The 17,730-nt window shown below is 68.4% G+C and carries 16 protein-coding genes; 6 read left to right on the top strand and 10 right to left on the bottom strand.

Annotation, left to right across the window (positions count from 1 at the left end; all coding sequences use genetic code 11):
• Positions 1–186: 186 nt before the first annotated feature.
• Positions 187–1,164 (top strand): terpene synthase family protein, encoded by a 978-nt coding sequence (locus tag D892_RS0138175; protein ID WP_156959880.1) that lies wholly within the window; start codon positions 187–189, stop codon positions 1,162–1,164.
• Positions 1,165–1,255: 91 nt separating this feature from the next.
• On the opposite strand, the gene D892_RS0138170 is transcribed toward D892_RS0138175, so the two are convergent.
• Both D892_RS0138170 and D892_RS0138160 read right to left on the bottom strand, forming a co-directional pair.
• A complete protein-coding gene (locus D892_RS0138170) occupies positions 1,256–1,762 on the bottom strand; it encodes a pyridoxamine 5'-phosphate oxidase family protein (RefSeq protein WP_024806296.1) in 507 nt (168 codons plus the stop codon).
• A 284-nt stretch (positions 1,763–2,046) separates the two neighbouring features.
• Entirely contained in the window at positions 2,047–3,099 is a 1,053-nt protein-coding gene (locus tag D892_RS0138160; protein WP_036567782.1) for a terpene synthase family protein, read from the bottom strand.
• 375 nt (positions 3,100–3,474) lie between these two features.
• Between D892_RS0138160 and D892_RS49915 the strand changes: the two genes are divergently transcribed.
• Entirely contained in the window at positions 3,475–3,858 is a 384-nt protein-coding gene (locus D892_RS49915; RefSeq protein WP_024806294.1) for a hypothetical protein, read from the top strand.
• 446 nt (positions 3,859–4,304) lie between these two features.
• Here D892_RS49915 and D892_RS0138145 read toward each other — a convergent pair whose 3' ends face one another.
• From D892_RS0138145 to D892_RS0138110, 8 genes are all read right to left on the bottom strand, one after another.
• Positions 4,305–5,291, bottom strand: a complete 987-nt coding sequence (locus D892_RS0138145) for a helix-turn-helix domain-containing protein (RefSeq protein ID WP_024806293.1) — start codon at positions 5,289–5,291, stop codon at positions 4,305–4,307.
• Positions 5,292–5,344: 53 nt separating this feature from the next.
• Entirely contained in the window at positions 5,345–5,812 is a 468-nt protein-coding gene (locus D892_RS0138140) for a hypothetical protein (RefSeq protein ID WP_156959878.1), read from the bottom strand.
• 172 nt (positions 5,813–5,984) lie between these two features.
• Positions 5,985–7,256, bottom strand: coding sequence for an MFS transporter (locus tag D892_RS0138135; RefSeq protein ID WP_024806291.1), 1,272 nt, complete (start codon positions 7,254–7,256; stop codon positions 5,985–5,987).
• A gap of 166 nt (positions 7,257–7,422) precedes the next feature.
• Positions 7,423–8,022, bottom strand: coding sequence for an ATP/GTP-binding protein (locus tag D892_RS0138130; RefSeq protein WP_024806290.1), 600 nt, complete (start codon positions 8,020–8,022; stop codon positions 7,423–7,425).
• A complete protein-coding gene (locus D892_RS0138125; protein ID WP_024806289.1) occupies positions 8,003–8,374 on the bottom strand; it encodes a DUF742 domain-containing protein in 372 nt (123 codons plus the stop codon). Before D892_RS0138125 ends, D892_RS0138130 begins: the two co-directional genes overlap by 20 nt.
• Positions 8,358–8,786 carry a roadblock/LC7 domain-containing protein gene (locus D892_RS0138120; protein WP_024806288.1) on the bottom strand — a complete coding sequence of 143 codons (429 nt, stop codon included), beginning with the start codon at positions 8,784–8,786 and terminating at the stop codon, positions 8,358–8,360. Before D892_RS0138120 ends, D892_RS0138125 begins: the two co-directional genes overlap by 17 nt.
• Complete coding sequence (locus D892_RS0138115; RefSeq protein WP_024806287.1) at positions 8,764–11,265, bottom strand: nitrate- and nitrite sensing domain-containing protein; 2,502 nt, start codon at positions 11,263–11,265, stop codon at positions 8,764–8,766. The genes D892_RS0138120 and D892_RS0138115 overlap by 23 nt, the downstream gene beginning before the upstream one ends.
• 137 nt (positions 11,266–11,402) lie before the next feature.
• Complete coding sequence (locus tag D892_RS0138110) at positions 11,403–13,361, bottom strand: GMC family oxidoreductase N-terminal domain-containing protein (protein ID WP_024806286.1); 1,959 nt, start codon at positions 13,359–13,361, stop codon at positions 11,403–11,405.
• 131 nt (positions 13,362–13,492) lie between these two features.
• Between D892_RS0138110 and D892_RS0138105 the strand changes: the two genes are divergently transcribed.
• The 4 genes from D892_RS0138105 to D892_RS0138090 all read left to right on the top strand — a co-directional run bounded on the left by D892_RS0138105 (position 13,493) and on the right by D892_RS0138090 (position 17,729).
• On the top strand, positions 13,493–14,299 hold the full coding sequence (locus D892_RS0138105) for a class I SAM-dependent methyltransferase (protein WP_024806285.1): 807 nt from the start codon (positions 13,493–13,495) through the stop codon (positions 14,297–14,299).
• Positions 14,300–14,662: 363 nt separating this feature from the next.
• Entirely contained in the window at positions 14,663–15,709 is a 1,047-nt protein-coding gene (locus tag D892_RS0138100) for a methyltransferase (protein WP_024806284.1), read from the top strand.
• Between the two features lies 1 nt (position 15,710).
• A complete protein-coding gene (locus D892_RS0138095) occupies positions 15,711–16,469 on the top strand; it encodes a glucose 1-dehydrogenase (protein ID WP_024806283.1) in 759 nt (252 codons plus the stop codon).
• Positions 16,470–16,478: 9 nt separating this feature from the next.
• On the top strand, positions 16,479–17,729 hold the full coding sequence (locus D892_RS0138090) for a beta-ketoacyl synthase (RefSeq protein ID WP_024806282.1): 1,251 nt from the start codon (positions 16,479–16,481) through the stop codon (positions 17,727–17,729).
• Position 17,730 lies beyond the last annotated feature (1 nt).

The raw sequence follows: 17,730 nt of genomic DNA, 5'->3' as shown, positions 1-17,730 counted from the left end.
GGCTGCCGCACTACCGGCCAGCCGGCAGAGACGATTGCCCGCAACAGTCCCGTCCCTGGTATGCGGCGCGTGCATGGGCATGATGCGCGTCGTGGGGTTCTATTTCGGTAGCCGACGCGGGATAACTGAAGTCTGCATTCGACACGGTACTGCCCGTGCGGATATCTGCAGCTCAATCCTATTCTCATGGTGGAAATGAAGGGATCTGTGCGTTTTATGCTGGCGGAGACATTAGGGTTCCGGCCCAGGAACAATCCCGACAAAGGGCGGGCTTACCGTCGTGAGAAGGCTTGGAAGATCCGATACGGGGCCATCGACGAGCCGAATATGGGCAGACGGTTCGAGCACTACGAACCGGCCAAGATGATCGCCTACACCTTCTCGACCGCTCGGGGCGCGGCTTATGACACTGCCGTAGATATGAGCTGCTTCTTCCTCTACCTCGATCGAATTGTGGACGACGCCTGCTGGGACCAGCCGGCGCAGGCCCGAGAATTGCTTCAGAACCTGGTTGACGTGCTGAACGAGGACACGGAGGAGAATCTCTCGATTCCGGTGGTCGCAATGTTCTCCGACGTCTGGCGGGCAAGCAGCCGGGGTATGTCCTGGGAGTGGAGGCATCGAGCGGCGAAGAACTGGATCGACTACCTGTGGGCAAACCTCACCGAGGTCTACCAGAGGCACCAACGTAGTACCCCGGCCGAACTGGCTTCATTCCTTCCGAACCGCCGCCTGTCCGGTGGTCCTCTGCCGACCTTCGACATGTATGAACCCGCTAACGGGTTCGAAGTGCCTTCCTGTGCTTATCACAACCCGCATCTGGCGCAGATTCTCACCCTGACCTGTGACCTATGTGTACTGGGCAACGACCTCGCATCCTACCGGCGCGAAGACGCCACACGTGATCCTTTCAACGCTGTCCTCATCCTGCGAGACCGCAAGGGATTGACTCTGGACGAGGCCAGCCAACACGTTTTCGACATCCTTGTCGAAAAGGCTGGGCAATACCACCTGCTCAAGGAATACGTGCCGGAGGTCTGCCGGGTACTCGGCCTCGACAAGAAGGCTACGGATGCCGTTCAGCAATGGAGCCGATGCTTGGACGACTGGAACGGGGGGTTCTTCACCTGGCAGTTCGAACAGATCCGTATGGCCGTCTATTGAGCCGAGGTGCCCATGAACGAACGTTCGTGAGACACCCTCGGGGCAGGCTGTTTCCGCGGTTCACACCGTGCCCGCCCTAGGTCTGCCGCGCCTACGCCTCCCCCGCGGCGCCCGCATGGGGCGGTCGTGACACGCTCCACGTCGTTGGTGTGAGGGTGGTCGGAAACTCCTCGCCGCGAAGCACCTGCACACGCCAGGGGTCCAGGCGGAGTGGGGTGAATGCGGCATCCTGCGGGCCGGTGACGCCGAACTTTGTCAGGTCGTAGCCGATCGGCTCCGGAGTCGTCGTGAACAGCGCCCACACCTCCTGCTTCGCGTCCGCTTCCTCGGTCCAGGTCGCCACACATTCTCCGAGGACAACGTGCTGCGCCGGGCTCCAATACGAGAACGCCACGTTCGGGTTGGCCGCTAGATGCGCCGTCTTCACCGGCGTCTTGGCCGTCGCTACCCAACCCACCGGACGCCCCTCGACAACCTGCCAGATCGGGTGCACGACCCTCGATCTCGGCCGACCGCGGGTGTCGACCGTGGTCATCGTGCACCAGATGATCTCCCGGGTGAGTTCCAGAAAGTCGCTCTCCAACTCGGCAAAAGACATGCCGCACCTCCTCTTTCGTCAACTGCGTCCGAACGGTTTCCCCGACCGGCCGAGGTTACTCGGCCCCTCCGACATCGTCGGGCCGGGCCGCCGGCGCTCCGCGGGGCCGATCCGGACCGACCGGATCGCCGTGGCGGGGGAGCGATTCGAGGAATCCGAGCGGCGCGGACAACAGCGGCACCGCCGGAACTCGGCGAATTGTCTCCGCGGGCGTCATGCTCGATTCCTGGCGAGTATGCGTTGCGGCGCAACGCCTTCGGCAGCCGAGGTTTATCCCGGGTCGGCTATAGGTGCCGGTCCCACCACCAGGCGATCGTGGAGGCAGGTGGTTCGGTGCCGGTGTCGTGGGGCCGGTCGGCCCAGCTGCCGGGCGGCGTGGAACCCGGCACCCGGTACCTCGGGGTGCTGAACCCCCAATCGAGATTTCCTCGCACGACATGACCCAGGTCCGCCAGATACCGGCGGGTGGGCGCGGACTGGTGTCGGGTGGTCTTCTCACGCAGTTGCAGGAACCGGCACATGATGCGATCGCGGACGGCGACGGCGCCGCGAACGGCCTCGCTGCGAGGGCATCGCCACTGGTGCACGAGCACGTTGACGATATTCTGGTCGGCCTCGTTACGGTGCTGGTCCTTGGCGTAGGACTGAATGTCGTTGTCCAGAGAGGCCAGCATCTGCGCCATCTCGGTGCACGCCCGCACTGCGGGACAGTCCAGTTCGTTCGCCGGGATCTGCGGACCGGTCACCAGTTCGATCATGGCGATGACGGGTTCCCCGGCGGCGCTGTTGATCCGCATGGCCAGGTAGTCGTCGAGCGACGGCATCAACGCGTCGGACTGGTTTCCGATCTGCCAGAGCACTCCGGTCAGCCAGGCCCGGTGAGCCAGCACCCAGCGGCGATATTGCACGGGAGTGCCGACCTCGGCGAACTTGTGCGCGATGTCGGCCAGAGGCCGCATGCAGTCGTGGGGTTCGGGGATGTCCGAGCCCGGCGATTCCAGCATGCGCAGGATACGTCCGGTGAGCCGCGCGAACTCGGCGGTGCGAGTGTTCCAGGGAGCGCTGTCGCAGTATGCGTCGTCGAATACGAAACCCAGGTACGTCCATTCGACCGCGATCTGTAATCGGTCGGCCTGGCCGTGCGGCACCATCCGGGCGTAGAACTCGGCGCTTCGGCTGTCGAGCACTCGATCCGGGCGCTTGTCGAAGTAATTCCACCGTGCCAGCCACCCGTGGGCCTTCGTCTCGATGGAGGCGGTGTCGGGATGAATAGCCGGCTCGATCGGGCAGTAGAAGCCGGGCATGTCCATGATCGGATGTTCTGGCGCCGTCGTCATTCTGGTATCCGTTCCTTCGTCGGGGCTGTTGCGGCGTCGTACAGCTGGGAATTCGTATTTCCAGGCCCTCTGCTGGTTCATGATCGTGCTCAGCCGTAGCGGCCGGAAGGTTCCGCTGCGCATCGGAGGGATGCGTGCGCTACATGCATGCGAGCGGCGAGGTCAGCGCGGCGTCCGATTGCTCATGAACGCCTTGGGCCGCACCGACTTCGAGGTCGTTGCCGGTCACGAACTCGCGACCCCGCACCGCCCGCCCGCATCTCGCCGAACAGATCCAGGTCGTCGGCACCTGCGGTACGGGTTGGCTCCCGTGCCGGATCGGCCTGGCTCCGGTCAGGCTGCATCGTTGGTGGTACGGGTGCTCAACCACCGTCGGTGTTGTTGACGCTCGTGCTCGTTGCGCCGGTGGATGCGTGCCAGGACCTCGGCGAGGAGTTCGTTGGCGTGGTGGCGGTGGTTTCCCCGGTTCGGGCGGTGGTGCGGTCGGCGGCGGTGTATGCGCGGATCTTCGCGGCGTTCGCGGCCGAGGAGTCCGGCCGTAAGTCTGCTCGTGCCAGGCGGAAGGTGAGGCAGAACGCGCAGGCGGGCAAGCCGCACGGCCCGAACCGCCCGTTCGGGTACGAGGCCGATCAGATCCCCGTGCGTGACGGGGAGGCCGATATTGTGCGGGCACTGGTGCGGCGCACCGTCGCCGGGGAATCGATGCGTTCGCTGGCCGCGTGGTTGAACGAGCAGGCGTATCGACTGCCGGCGGGCTGAACGCTGGCAGACGACCACCGTGAAGAACATCGTGTGTTCCGGGCGTATCGCCGGGTTGCGCACCCATCACGGTGAGGTGGTCGGTCCGGCGATCTGGCCCGCGATCATCACCCCGGCCGAGCATGATCAGGTGCTGGCGCGGTTCGCTGTCAAGGCCCGCTCGGGCCGCCGCGCACCCCGTACCTATTTGCTGTCCGGGTTGTTGCGGTGTGGGCGGTGTGAGCACACGCTGTTGTCGGCCGCCCGTTATGAGCGTAACCCGCGCAACGCTGTGCGCTCGCCCTCCGCTCCGCTCCCGGGCGGGCACCCCGGCGCAGAACCAGGATGAGGACCGAACCGCGCACCACGCCAGCGTCGCTCAGGTCGAAGTACTGCCGCACCATCCCTCAACGGGATGGCTTGCCACGGATCTCCCGGTTACGACGCGCGATATGCGGCAAGACCTGTCACGCGTGCGGTCGATCCGCCGGATGTTGCAGCGCCCGGTATTCGCCGGGCGTCATTCCCGTCTGCTGCTTGAAGACACGATAGAAGTGCCGATCCGAGGCGAAACCGGACGCCGCGGCGATCGACTCGAGCGACCGGGTGCGGTCCGTGCGGAGCAGAGCCCGGGCGGTGCCGATGCGGCGCCGCCGGACCATCGCAGCGACCCCGCCCTCGACGTCCTCGAACAACCGATACAGGGTGCGCCGTGACACCGCGCACGCGCGCGCGATCTGCTCCGTGGTGAGATCCGGTGCGGTGTAATGACTCCGGACGAACGCCAGCACCTGCTGCCGGGCCAGCGCCTGCGCGGACTGCTCCGTGAGCCGGGAGTCACACGCCAGCAGGACCGCCGAGGCCATCAGGTCGAGGGCGTGCGCGCCCAGCACCGCCGCCGCCGAGTCGGTCTGCTGCACCTCCAGCAGGTCCCGGAAGAACTGTTCGATGACACCGAACGCGCCGGTGGTCGGTATCCGAACATTGATGGGCAGTCGACCGATCGACACCCCGGACCGCTCCACGACACTGGACAGTGGCGCCATCGCCGTGGTTATTCCCCACGTGCCCTCGTAGAAGTGCGAGTCCGTCGGGTGAACGCTGTCGTAGATGACCAGCCCGCCCGGCTCCATCGCGGTGACCCGGCCGGACTCATCCAACCAGCCGCGACCGGCTGTCGGAAAGCCCAGCAGCAGGGACGGATCGTCTGGCTGGTCGATATGCCGCCGCGAGCGGCGCGTACCATGCGGAGTGGCCTCGACCGACGAGACGGCCACGGTGTCACAGGTAACGGCCCTGATCCGGCCGTGAAACCGCTCCAACTGCGGCTTGATGAGCGTCATCGGAAAATAGGATCCGGAGAGCAGGCACTCCCACTGCTCGAACGCCTGCCTGGGCGCACACTCGGGTGTCGACCGGATGTCGACGATCGTGTTCACCGGGGTGCCACCCACGCGACGATTCTTGCACCCGAATCACCGGACCGGAGCCGAAATCCAGCCTCCTATCACAACTTCGACAACACGACACTGACAAATCGTGCCTCGGCACCGACGAGTCGGGCCTGTGCCTCGAGTGCGTCGTGATTTCGCTGTGCGGGTGATCGATGGTCGCGGGACGCCGCGTCCGCCGGCAGGTGCGGGTCGGTAGTCTCACCGGCCATGTCGTGGAAGGTGCCCACCCACGACGCCTGATGTACCCGCGCACCCGCATCCGGACCGGCCAGCCGCAGGGTTTCGATCAGGAACTTCTTCAACGACTTCGCCCCGAAACGGGCAGGCAGTGACCGCTCGTCGGCTTCGACCAGCAGCCGGTGCTGTAGCGCGGTCACCCTCCGCGCGCACCGTTCCACCTCTCGCATCAGCGTCACCACGTCGTCGTCGGTCAAGGGTGTCAATGCGAGCTGAAGCAGGTCACCGACCGCAGTGTGCAGCGGGCCTGCGGCCCGCTCTCCGATCCCCCCACTCGAAGACATGTTCGAATTCTACCCCGTGCCCGGCTCGTAGCGACAGGTCCGCAACCATCTGATATCCACGTCTTCACACTGGACGATCGAACGAAAACGCCACGCCCACACCACAACCCTGCCCCGCGCGGATCCACCGACATGCCGTTCGGCGGCCTGCTCATGTTCACCAGCCCCGTCTTCACCAGCCCCCGTCGAGCCGGGCGTGCCGGAATGGTGAGGCGTTCAGTGTCAGCGCTGCCAGGATCAGGCCTCCGGTCGCTGCCCACAGCGCCGGGTGGAGACCGAGCAGGCCGGCGAGGGCGCCGCCGAGTGGTGCGCCGATGACGATGGCGCCGCGGTTCATCGAGCGCATCGTGGCGTTCATCCTGCCGAGGAGCCGGTCCGGGGTGATCGACTGGCGGTAGCCCATTTCGACGGGGCTGTCGATGCCGACGGAGAGCCAGAAGGCGAACTGTGCGACGCAGAGGATCGTGAAGCCGCCGGTTCCGCTGTGTGCCAAGGGAATCAGCGCGTATCCGGCCGGGGCCAGCCACCGGCAGGCGATGATCGCCGGGCCGACGCCGAACCGTCGTCCGGCGCGCACGGCGATCGAGGAACCGGCGACCGCGCCGATGCCGCCGGCCGCGAGTGTCAGACCGTGCGCCGCGGCGTCGAAGCCCAGGTGCCGGACGACGAAGTACGGGTAGATCGTCGACACCATCGACGTGAAGAAGAACCACGCATGGGAGGACAACGCGAGCGGGCCGAGCGCCGGGTGCCGGTACACCCAGCGCAGGCCCTCGCGCAGTTCGGCACGGAGGTTCCGGGTGCTCCGGGTACTCCGGCCTGGGGGCGAAGTCCGTTCCGTGACAGGCAATGTGGCCAGGACGAGACCGGAGATCAGGTACGACACGGCGTCGACCAGGACCGCCGCCGGTGGACCGACGAGCTTGATCAGGATTCCCGCGACACCCTGGCCGCCTATCTGGGCCACCGACGAGGACTGCTCCAGCCGAGCATTGGCTTGGGTAAGCAACTGCGGGGGAACCAGATTCGGCAGGAAGGACTGGTGCGCGGCGTCGTAGGCCAGTGACACCGCCCCGAAGACCGACACCAGCACGATCAACATCGGCATGCTCAGGACCTGGGCAACCACGGCCAGTGGGATCAGCGTGAGCAGACCCGCTCGAATGATGTCGGCGCCCACCAGGATCGGCTTCCGCCGATACCGGTCGACAAGAACGCCGACCAGCAGACCGAACAGCAGGTAGGGCGCCCACTGGGCGGCCCGCAGCGCCCCGAGCTCGAATGTCGAGGCACCGAGGGTGAGGACGGCGAGCAGTTGCAGGGCCTGCGCGGTGATGTACGTGCCGAACATCGACACGCTGTCGGCCAGCCAGAACCGAACGAAGCGCGTCGATGCGAGTAGCGGATACCGGGCACCGGGCTCGGTGGACCTACCTGTCGTCACTCGCCCCCCAAACCAATTGTCAGTGTCCCCAGGCCGGTTCGGACCGCCGACTACACGCGACGCTACGTCCACCGCTCGAGCTCCCGTGTGCTCGAGCGGCAGCGCGTCGGGCGTCTGCCGGCTCGCGAGCAGTAGTCGGGCGGCCCGGCGACCTCCGGCACGCCACTCAGGTCCGAACGGCTGCCCCCGCCCGGATGATCAGATACTCCACCAGCGACACCAGGATGTGCTTGGAGGACTCGCGGTTTCGGGCGTCGCAGAGTTGGATGGGGACCGTGGGGTCGAGGTCGAGGGCGTCGCGGACCTCGTCGGGTGTGTACTGCGGTGCGCCGTCGAAGCAGTTCACCCCGACCACGAACGGCAGGCCCCGGCGCTCGAAAAAGTCCATGGCGGCGAAGGATCCGTCGAGGCGGCGGGTGTCGGCGAGGACGACGGCGCCGAGTGCGCCGACGGCCAGTTCGTCCCAGAGGAACCAGAACCGGTCCTGCCCGGGAGTGCCGAACAGGTACAGGATGAGGTCCCGGTCGATGGTGATGCGGCCGAAATCCAGTGCGACCGTGGTGGTCGTCTTGCCTTCGACCCCCGACAGGTCGTCGACGCCGTCGCTGAGTTCGGTGATCATTTCCTCGGTGTGCAGCGGGTCGATCTCGCTGATCGCCGAGACGAGAGTGGTTTTGCCGACGCCGAATCCACCGGCGACGAGGATCTTCACCGATCTGGCCAGTTCGACTGCGCCTCGGCTGTGGTCAGAGTGCTCGTATGCCATTCAATACCGCTTGGAGTAGTCCGATATCGGGGGCGCCGCTATCGGTGGGGGGTGGGGTACGGAAGATGAGCCGACCCTCGTCGATCAGATCGCCGATGAGGATCTTCGTCACCGTCAGGGGGAGACCGAGTTGTGCCGATACTTCGGCCACCGACTGCGGTGTGCGGCACAGCCGGAGGATGGCGGCGTATTCGGGTTCGGACCGCGAGGGCGGCCCGAACCCGTCCGCCACCACCAGCGTGAGCAGATTCAGGTAGGGGCGTGCGCTGCCGCCGCGCCCGCGCGTGACCGCGTAGAGACGGACCAGCGGCCCCGCTTCGTCGTCGTACCAGGACTCACGCGGGTGACTCATGGTTTCTCGAATCGGCCTGGTGTGGGCGCGGATCGATGGACAGGTGAACACCGACGCGCTGCACCGTCTGGTTCATCTCGTAGGCCACCATGCCCATGTTGGCCGTCTCCTCCGTCAGCAGGGCCAGGCAGGCATTGTCGCCGGCGGAGGTGATGAACAGGACGGCGCGGTCGAGTTCCACCACCGTCTGGTGGACGCCCCCGGCGTCGAAATGATGCCCGGCACTGCGCGCCAGGCTGTGCAGCGCCGAGGCCATGGCACAGAAACGCTCGGCGTCGGACTGGTCCATCTCCGCGGAATGACCGAGCAGCAGGCCGTCGGTGGACAGCACCACCGCGTACTTGACCCCGGTCAGCGCCCGAACCAGGTCATCTAGCAACCAGCCTAGGCTAGTGGGATTGGAAGTAGTCATCTTCGCCTTCTCGTCGGGTGAACTCGGTTGTGGTCGAGCCGGATTCGTCGCGTGCCTGCCTTCCCTGCCGGGTACCTGCCTCGATGGCACTCATCAGATCACGAGCGTCGGCGGACGTGCGCCGCCGGGGCGCCTGGTGGGTGGCGGGCCGCTCGGGCCGCTCGGCCGGGGCGCCGGCCGCGGCCTGACGGCGTCTGCGTGGCAACGGCGGCCGGGTGTCCCCGGTCGCCGCGGGTGCAGATGATACAGCGGGCCTGGACATTCCGGGGTTCGTAGGTGCCGGATCGTTACGTAGGTCGGAGGCGGAGGTGAACCACGCCGACCGGTGCCCGGCAGGGGGCGGGGTGTCGACCGGGTCGGCGCTCGGCGCCGTGCCGAGGGGCCCGGTGTGCCGGACGGGCGCCGTGTGGTGCGCGGGCTCGGCGTGCGGCGTGACGGGGGCGTCCTCGCCGCGCGGCTTCGGTGCGGACGCGATCACCGTCGACGGCACCAGCACGACCGCGCGCACGCCGCCGTAGACGGATTCGGTGAGCCGCACCGAGATCCCGTGCCGGGTGGACAGTTTCGCGACCACGAACAACCCGAGCCGGGTGTCGTCCGACAACGCCGCGACGCTGAAGTCCGGCGGATCGGCCAGCATGGCATTGCGCTGGGCCAGATCGTCCTCCGGGATGCCGAGGCCCTGGTCGATGATCTCGACCACGACGCCCTTGCCCACCACCGTCGCCGACACCTCGACGCGCGACTGCGGCGGCGAGAACGCCGTGGCATTGTCCATCAGTTCGGCGAGCAGATGGATGGAGTCGGCGACGGCGTGGCTGGCGATCCACACGTCGGGCACGCGCCCGGTCTGAATCCTGGTGTACTCCAGGCTTTCCGCCACGGCGCTGCGGATCAGGTCCAGCAGCAGCACCGGATCGCGCCAGCGCCGGCCCGGCTGCTCGCCGCCGAGGATGATCAGGTTCTCGGCGTTGCGCCGGGCGCGGGTCGCCAGGTGGTCGAGCTGGAACAGCAGCTCGAGCTGGTCGGCGTCCTCTTCCTTGCGCTCGGCCTGGTCCAGCAGCGTGAGCTGGCGGTGCACCACCACCTGGCTGCGGTGGGCGATGTTGAGGAATACCGCGTTCGCGCCGGCGCGCGTCGACGCCTCGCCGACGGTCGCGGAGACGGCCGCGACGTGCGCGCGGTTGAAGGCGTCGGCGACCTGGCCGAGCTCGTCGGTGCCGAAGTTCAGGCGCGACACGTCGGCGGCGTCGATCTGCTCGCCCTCGCCCAGCCGGCGCATGATCTCGGGCAGGCCGCGGTCGGCGATGTCGAGGGTGTCGGCGCGTAGTCGGCGCATGCGGCGGATGAAGCGGTTGGCGAGCACCAGCGCCGCCACGAACGCGAGGACCGTGATCAGCAGCACGCCGAGGCCGCCCAGCAGCGAGCGGGTGGCGGTGTCGTCGCCCTGCTTGCGCGCGATGACGTGGGCGTCGCCGCTCTGGTCCTCCCACAGTTTCAGCAGCGCCGACCGCACCTGCGCGGTGGAGTTCTGCCAGTCCGGGATGCTTGCCGGCAGCGGCTCCGGTTCGGCGGTGCGGGTGGTGCGGGATCCCGACGAACTGCCGCTGGACCTCTCGGTCTCGCCCCCGGTGATCGGGCCGCGCGACGCGATCGCGTCCTGCATCGCGGTGATCTGGTGCCAGGCGGGGCTGTCGGTGATCGCGGTCAGCTCGGCCAGCCGCGTGCCCTTCAGTACCGCCGCGGAATACTCCGCCTCCCCGCGGAATTCGCCGACGTACCGGTTGATCTGGTGCATGCGTTCCGGCGGCAGCTCGTTGAGGGTGAGCGCGACGGAACCGAGGGTGTCGGCCTTCGACAGTGCCTCGGCGGCCCGCAACGGCTCGACGCCGTAACCCAGTTCGATGGCCACGCCGGCGTTCGGCGCCACCCGGGCCGCGAGCATCGACGCGGCGATGATGGTCTCGATGACCTTGCTGAAGAACCCGAACACCTCGTCCGGCGGCGTCTGGCGCCCATCGATCTGGCCGCGCAGCGCCGGGACGGCGTTGAACAGCACGTTGTAGCCCTCGATGTCGGAGGCGGAGCCCTCCGGATTCATCTCGCGGGCCGCATCGCCCTTCGCCATCACCGCGGCCAGCGCCTCGTTCGAGCGCTGCCGGGCGGCGGCGAGGCCGCCGGTGGCCTCGGCGTCGCCCGCCAGGTGCAGCACCGACAACCGGCGCTCCTCCTCGAACGCCGTCACCATCAGGATGGCGGGGGTTGTTGTGCTGCTTGCCAGTTCGGCCCAGCGCTGCGCCTCCCGGCCGCTCTGCACCAGGTAGGCGGCCGCGCCGACGCCGATGGCGAGCAGCGTGACACTGGATATGAGCACGATCGCGAGCAGCCGGGTCCGGACGCTGATCCGGCCGCCGACGTCGCTCGGCGCCGAATCCGAGTGTCGGGCAAGCAAGGTGCGGAGATACGAGCGGTTACTCACGGTTCTCTCTGCTCATTCCCGGGTACCGGCGTACCCGATTCACCGGACAAGGCACCGGGATCCACCCTCTCCTCCACGCGGAAGAATTGTTACCGTCAGCGGGAGACTAGTGGATCCGGCGCCGGACAGCTACCGATTCAGACCAGCTGAGCGGCAAGACGTTTGGCGTTCATGTACGCGATCGCCTCGATCGACACCATCGGGTTGACACCCGAGGAGGTCGGGAAGCAGGAGGCGTCGGCGACGACGATGTTGGGGACGTCCCAGGTGGCGCCGTCGGGGTTGGCCGCCGACGTGTCGGCGCTGCCGCCCATCCGGGCCGAACCCATGATGTGCAGGGCCGCCAGCGAGCATTGTCCGGGGCCGTACCCGCCCGCGTCGCAGGCGGCGGTGAACTCGTCGTGCGAGCCGCTCTTCCCCGGTTCGTAGGCGGCGCCGGACTGGTGGCCGGTGTAGATGCGCCGGGCGCCGGCCGCCTCGAGAATCTGTGCCGCGCCGAGGATTCCGGTCCGCAGGTGGGCGCGGTCGCGGTCGGACAGCTGGTAGGAGACGACCGGTTCGCCGCCGCCGTCGACGGTCACGGTGCCGTGGTCGCGGTCGCGGGTGATGACACCCACGGCGCCGGTGTGCGCCCAGTTCTGAAGTTTGGCGCGGTGCGCGTCCGCGCCGCGCCAGTTCATGAATCCGACCGAGAGCCCGGGGTGCATCGGCCCGGTCTCGTAGATGACCCCGTACCCGTTACCGTCGAGGTCACGGTGGTGGCGGCAGATGCGGGCCTGCAGCCCGCCCTCCCACGGCCGGATCTCCTCGTCGAACACACCGTTCACCGCGGCGGCCGGATGCAGGCGCAGGTACCGGCCGATGTTCTTGTTGCGCAGTCCCGACCGGCGCAGCAGCGCGGGCGTCTGGATCGCCCCGGCCGACACCACGACCGCCCGGGCGCGCACGTCGACGGCGACGCCGTCGGAGGTGCGGGCGGTGACGCCCTCGGCGCGGCCGTTGCGCACGTCGACCGTGCGGACGTTCGCGTCGACCACCAGCCGCGCGCCGCGGGCCGCGGCATCGGCGAGCCAGGTCTTGTTCACCGACTGCTTGGCGCCGAGGCGGCAGCCGTACCCGCAGTTGCCGCACTCCACGCCGGCGTCGCAGGCGTCGGATACGTTGCGCGGCAGGGAATCCACGGTCCAGCCGAGTGCCGTCGCGCCGCGCTCGAGAATCGCGTCGCGGGCCGACAGGGGGGAATGGTCGCTGTTCACGCCGAGCCGCCGCAGGACGGTGCTCAGCGCGTCGCCGAACTCGGCATCGGTGAACTGCGGCACGCCGAGGTCGGCCCACTCGGCGCGGACGTTGTCGGGGGTCGGCAGCGAGGTGCTCCAGTTGACGACCGTGCCGCCGCCCAGGCAGGTGCCGGCGGCCAGGGTGAGCTGTCCTTCCGACGTGGTCTGCGGGCCGGGCGCGTACAGGTTCACCAGCGCCTCGAGTTCGCCGGTGCCGAAATCGCGGTCGTCGTAGTAGTTTCCGCGTTCCAGGACGACGACATCCAGGCCCGCCTCGGCCAGTACCGCGGCCGCGGCGCCGCCGCCCGCGCCGGAGCCGACGACGACCACATCGCAGGTGAGTGTGGTGGGCGCGGTGGGCCGGATCGGCGCCAGGGCGGGTTGCGGCGCGGTCTGCAGGGTGCCGAGCGGGCCCGGATATCCCATCTGCTTCCACAGCGGGTTGGACCCGGTGGGGCCGGGGGTGACGTTGTAGGCGATCAGCGCCGCCGACTTGAGGGCCTGGAACAGCGCGCGCTTGGCCCCGATCCGGGAGTCGCCCATCCGGAGCAGCGCCTGCTCGCGCTCGGCCTGCGACAGTGCGGAGAAACGGCGGAGCCCGCTCCCGGTGAGCAGCAGGCTCAGCAGCGGTGAGTCCCACAGGTTCAGCAGCGTCGCGAGCTGTTTGTTCTCGGCCTCGCGCGGGTTGCGGGCGAGCATCCGGAAGACGGTGTCCACCGCACCGAGTTCGGTGGCGGACGGTAGGCCCAGCCCGTCACCCGGCGTGAACGTATCGCAGATCATGCCGAGCGCGGTGCGCTGTTTCGCCGTTGGCTCCATAAGTTTTCCCCTTTGTAGGTCCAGGCGAGTTCTATCACGGCGCGTGAATCTTCGCTAACTTATGCGCGATGTGACCGCGCCGTGATCGGTGTCGGCCGAAACGCGACGCCGACGGCCGCAGTAGGCGCACAATGGTTTTCGTGTTCGCGTCCGAATGGGACGATCGTTTCTCGATGCCGCGCGGTGGCCCCCGGGCCTCGCGGCTGAATCGGCTGTTCGAAACCGGCCGGCTCGAGTACACCGATCGCGACGATGTGCCCGACCATCGCAAGCAGCAGGTGGTCGGGGGGCTGGACCGCGGCGGTGAACGCTTGGGGATCCACTCGAAGTACGCGCGATTGGCGCTCACTCTGGTCGCCGGCGTGGACCGGCCGCGGATTCTGGAACTCGGTGCGGGGCACGGGCGTTTGTCCGAGCGGATCCTGCTGTTCGACCAGACGGCCCGGATAACCGTGACCGACCTCGACCCCGGCTCGGTGGGCCGGATCGCGGCCGGGCCGCTCGGCCGCAATCCCCGGGTACGCACCGCGGTCGTCGACGCGACGGCGATCGACGCCCCCGCGCACAGCTATGACCTGGTGGTCTTCGTCTCCGGCTTCCACCACCTGCCGCCCGACGCGGCGCGCCGGGCGATCGGCGAGGCGACGCGGGTCGGCACGAAATTTCTGGTCGTCGACGCCGAACGCCCGCCGACCGCGGCGCTGCTGTGTTTTCCGCTGATCCTGGTGATGATGGTGACGCTGGCGCTGCGCTTCGCGCCGATTTCGGCGGTGCCCGCGCTCGTGCACGACGCCTTCATCAGCCTGCTGCGTTCTTATAGCCGATCCGCCTACATCGCCCTCGGTAAGGCGGCGCATCCGGACATTGCCGTCGAATTTCCGCACGGCCGACGGTTGTTCGAATTTCTGTTACCCGTCGTCTACTCACGGGCGGCGTAACGCCGTAGCACCCGGACGGGCCGCCTGGGACTTGCCGTCCTGTTATTCCGGCATGACTACGGGATGTGTGCCGGGATGACGGGGGATCTGCCGTGCGGTTACGGGGATGTGCGCCGGGATTGCAGGGTACTGAATTGCCGGGGGCGCACCGGGATTGAGGATCAGGGGATCCCCCGGGTAATGGCATATGCCGCGGGATGTCGGCCGCTGCACAGCCATTCGGCAAGCTCGAGCCCGCTGTACAGCCGCTCGGCACGCTCGAGTGCGTGTACCACCGGCTGAGATGCGCTCGAGCCGAGGCTGATCCCGGCCGGAGCCGGTGTCGCCAGGATTGCGGTAATCGACCGTCACGGAGGCGAAAACATGACGAGTACCTTGAGTACCTCGGCAATCCAATCCGATATCTCCCGCATCAAGGAGGTCGCCTGGGGCCTGGTGTCGACGGCGGCGCTGGTGACCGCCGTGGACCTCGGCATCGCCGGCGCACTCGACGCCGGGCCGCGCTCGGCGGCGGACCTGGCGCGGGAACTCGACGCGGATCCGGTCGCGCTGGCGCAGCTCCTGGATGCGCTCGTGGCGCGCGAGGTCTTCGCCAGGCGCGACGACGGCACCTACGGCAACACCCGCATGTCGCAGCTGCTGCGCGAGGACGATCCCAACAGCGTGACGTACCTGGTCCGGTGGATCGGCCACCCGATCTTCTGGCGGCTGTGGCCGCATCTGCGCGAGGCGGTCACCGAGGGGAAGCCGCAGTCCACGGCCGTGTTCGGCAGCGACTTCTTCCGCTACATCCATACTCACGAACCCGAGGCGGTGTCGGTGTTCACGGCGGCGATGACGCAGGCCAGCAATCACACCTCGGCGCAGGTCGTCGAGGCGATGGGGCTGTCCGGGGCGGAGACGGTGGCGGATATCGGCGGCGGCCAGGGGCGGCTGCTGCGGGCCGTCCTGGAGACCCACCCGGATGTCCGGGGCTATCTCCTGGATCTGGACAATGTTGTCGCCGAGGCTCTTCCGGAGCTGCGCGACGGCGGAACCCTGGCGGATCGGGCCACGGTCCTCGCCGGCGACTGCCGCGTGGACGTTCCCGTCCGGGCCGACGTCTACGTCCTGAAGAACATCCTCGACTGGGATGACGACAGCACGCTGCGCACCCTGCGGAATGTACTTCGGAACGCCGCGCCCGGCGCGCGGGTGATGGTGGTGGAGACGCTCACCGACCACACGCCGGAACCCGTGGTGACGTCCGCCCTCGACATGCTGCTGCTGGTGAATGTCGGTGGGCGCAAACACAGTTCGCAGCATGTGGCCGAGCTGTTCGACCGGGTGGGTCTGACGTTCGGCGGCGTGCGTCCCACCGGGACGTTCCTCGCCCTCGCCGAGGGAATCGTGCCGGAAGGCGGTCGCTGACATGGGAATCCGACTCGACGACGGCGTGGCGCTGATCACCGGCGCCGCATCCGGAATCGGCGCCGCCGCCGCGGTCGCCCTCGCCGCGGCCGGCGCCCGGGTGGTGCTCGCCGACCTGCAGGACTGCGCCGAGACCGAGCGTGCGGTGAAGGCCGCCGGGGGAGAGGCGATTACGGTCCGCGCCGATATCTCGCGCGCCGCCGACGTGCAGGCCGTGGTGGATCGTGCGGTGGAGCAGTTCGGGCGGCTGGACTACGCCTTCAACAACGCGGGCGTGGAGGGTATGGCCGAACGCGACATCCACGAGGCCGACGAGGCGGCGTGGGACCAGGCGCTCGCGGTCAACCTCAAGGGTGTCTGGCTGAGCATGAAATACGAGATACCGGCCATGCTGCGGACCGGCGGCGGGACGATCGTCAACGGCGCGTCGGTCGCCGCGCTGGTGGCCTTCGACAAGAACGGCTCGTACGTCGCCGGCAAGCACGGGGTCCTCGGCCTGACCAAGACCGCGGCGCTGGAGTACGCCGAACGCGGCGTCCGGGTCAACGCCGTCTGCCCCGGCGTGGTGCGCACCCCCTTCCTGGAGCGCTTCACCGGCGCCGATCCCGAGGTGGAGGCCCGGTACACCGCGATCGTGCCGATGGGCCGCATGGCCGCACCGGACGAGATCGCGCGGGCGGTGCTGTGGCTGCTGTCCGCGGAGTCGTCCTATGTGACCGGCCACGGTCTGGTGGTCGACGGCGGCCTGGTGGCCCGGTAGGGGCCCGGCGTGCAACCGCGGGTGGTGATCACCGGTATGGGAGTCGTGGCGCCGGGCGGCATCGGCGTCAACGAGTTCTGGAAGCTGCTCGGCGACGGGCGCACCGCGACCCGGCGGATCACGCTGTTCGATCCGTCGCCGTTCCGCTCCCAGGTGGCCGCCGAAATCGACTTCGTCCCTTCGGAACACGGGCTCGGCGCCGCCGACGCCGCGCGCCTCGACCGGGCGACGCAGCTGGTCCTGGCGGCGGTCGGCGAGGCCGTCGAGCCCGGTCTCGTCGCCGACCCGTACCGCACGGGCGTGGCGATCGGGACGGCGGTCGGCGCCACGATGAGCCTGGAGCGGGAGTACCGGGTCGTCAGCACGCAGGGGCGGGACTGGCTGGTCGATCATCGTCTCGCGGTGGCGAATCTGTACGACAGTTTCGTTCCCAGCTCGATCGCGGCCGAGGTCGCCCGCCGCACGGGCGCGGCCGGTCCGGTGACGGTGGTGTCGACCGGCTGCACGTCCGGCATCGACGCCGTCGCCCACGCCGCCGAACTCATCCGGGAAGGCACCGCCGACATGATGATCGCCGGGGCGACCGATGCGCCGCTGTCGCCGATCACGGCGGCGTGCTTCGATGCCATCAAGGCGACGACGCCGCGCACCGACGATCCCGCCCGTGCCTCCCGGCCGTTCGACCGCACCCGCAACGGGTTCGTCCTCGGCGAGGGCGCCGCGATATTCGTCCTGGAGGAGTACGGAGCCGCGAGGGCGCGGGGCGCCGACGTCATGGCCGAGATCGCCGGTTACGGCGCCCGCTGCAACGCCTTTCACATGACCGGCTTGCGACCCGACGGCCGGGAGATGGCGGAGGCGATCCGGGCGGCGCTGGCGGAGGCCCGGGTCGATCCGCGCGACATCGACTACATCAGCGCCCACGGCTCCGGCACCAAGCAGAACGACCTGCACGAAACCAACGCGGTCAAGCGCGTTTTCGGCAGCCGTGCGCACGACGTCCCGATGAGTTCGATCAAGTCGATGATCGGTCATTCGCTCGGCGCGATCGGCTCGCTGGAGATCGCGGCGTGCGTGCTGGCGATCGGTGACAACGTGGTGCCCCCGACCGCGAATCTGTATGAGCCCGATCCCGACTGCGATCTCGACTACGTGCCGGTGACCGCGCGGGAGTGGCGGACCGACGCGGTGCTGACCGTCGGCAGCGGCTTCGGCGGGTTCCAATCCGCCATGGTGCTGCGCCGACCGGACAGGACGTAGG

This window comes from Nocardia sp. BMG51109 (assembly GCF_000526215.1).
GTDB lineage: Bacteria > Actinomycetota > Actinomycetes > Mycobacteriales > Mycobacteriaceae > Nocardia.
Note: the sequence above shows the minus strand (reverse complement) of the source record. Positions and strands in the feature narration are given on the sequence as shown.

Bases quoted from the DNA above. Each gene is read 5' to 3' on its own strand.
- D892_RS0138175 (WP_156959880.1), top strand. From the start codon at position 187: ATGGTGGAAATGAAGGGATCTGTGCGTTTTATGCTGGCGGAGACATTA.
- D892_RS0138170 (WP_024806296.1), bottom strand. From the start codon at position 1,762: ATGTCTTTTGCCGAGTTGGAGAGCGACTTTCTGGAACTCACCCGGGAG.
- D892_RS0138160 (WP_036567782.1), bottom strand. From the start codon at position 3,099: ATGACGACGGCGCCAGAACATCCGATCATGGACATGCCCGGCTTCTAC.
- D892_RS0138140 (WP_156959878.1), bottom strand. From the start codon at position 5,812: ATGTCTTCGAGTGGGGGGATCGGAGAGCGGGCCGCAGGCCCGCTGCAC.
- D892_RS0138130 (WP_024806290.1), bottom strand. From the start codon at position 8,022: ATGGCATACGAGCACTCTGACCACAGCCGAGGCGCAGTCGAACTGGCC.
- D892_RS0138125 (WP_024806289.1), bottom strand. From the start codon at position 8,374: ATGAGTCACCCGCGTGAGTCCTGGTACGACGACGAAGCGGGGCCGCTG.
- D892_RS0138120 (WP_024806288.1), bottom strand. From the start codon at position 8,786: ATGACTACTTCCAATCCCACTAGCCTAGGCTGGTTGCTAGATGACCTG.
- D892_RS0138110 (WP_024806286.1), bottom strand. From the start codon at position 13,361: ATGGAGCCAACGGCGAAACAGCGCACCGCGCTCGGCATGATCTGCGAT.
- D892_RS0138105 (WP_024806285.1), top strand. From the start codon at position 13,493: ATGGTTTTCGTGTTCGCGTCCGAATGGGACGATCGTTTCTCGATGCCG.
- D892_RS0138100 (WP_024806284.1), top strand. From the start codon at position 14,663: ATGACGAGTACCTTGAGTACCTCGGCAATCCAATCCGATATCTCCCGC.
- D892_RS0138095 (WP_024806283.1), top strand. From the start codon at position 15,711: ATGGGAATCCGACTCGACGACGGCGTGGCGCTGATCACCGGCGCCGCA.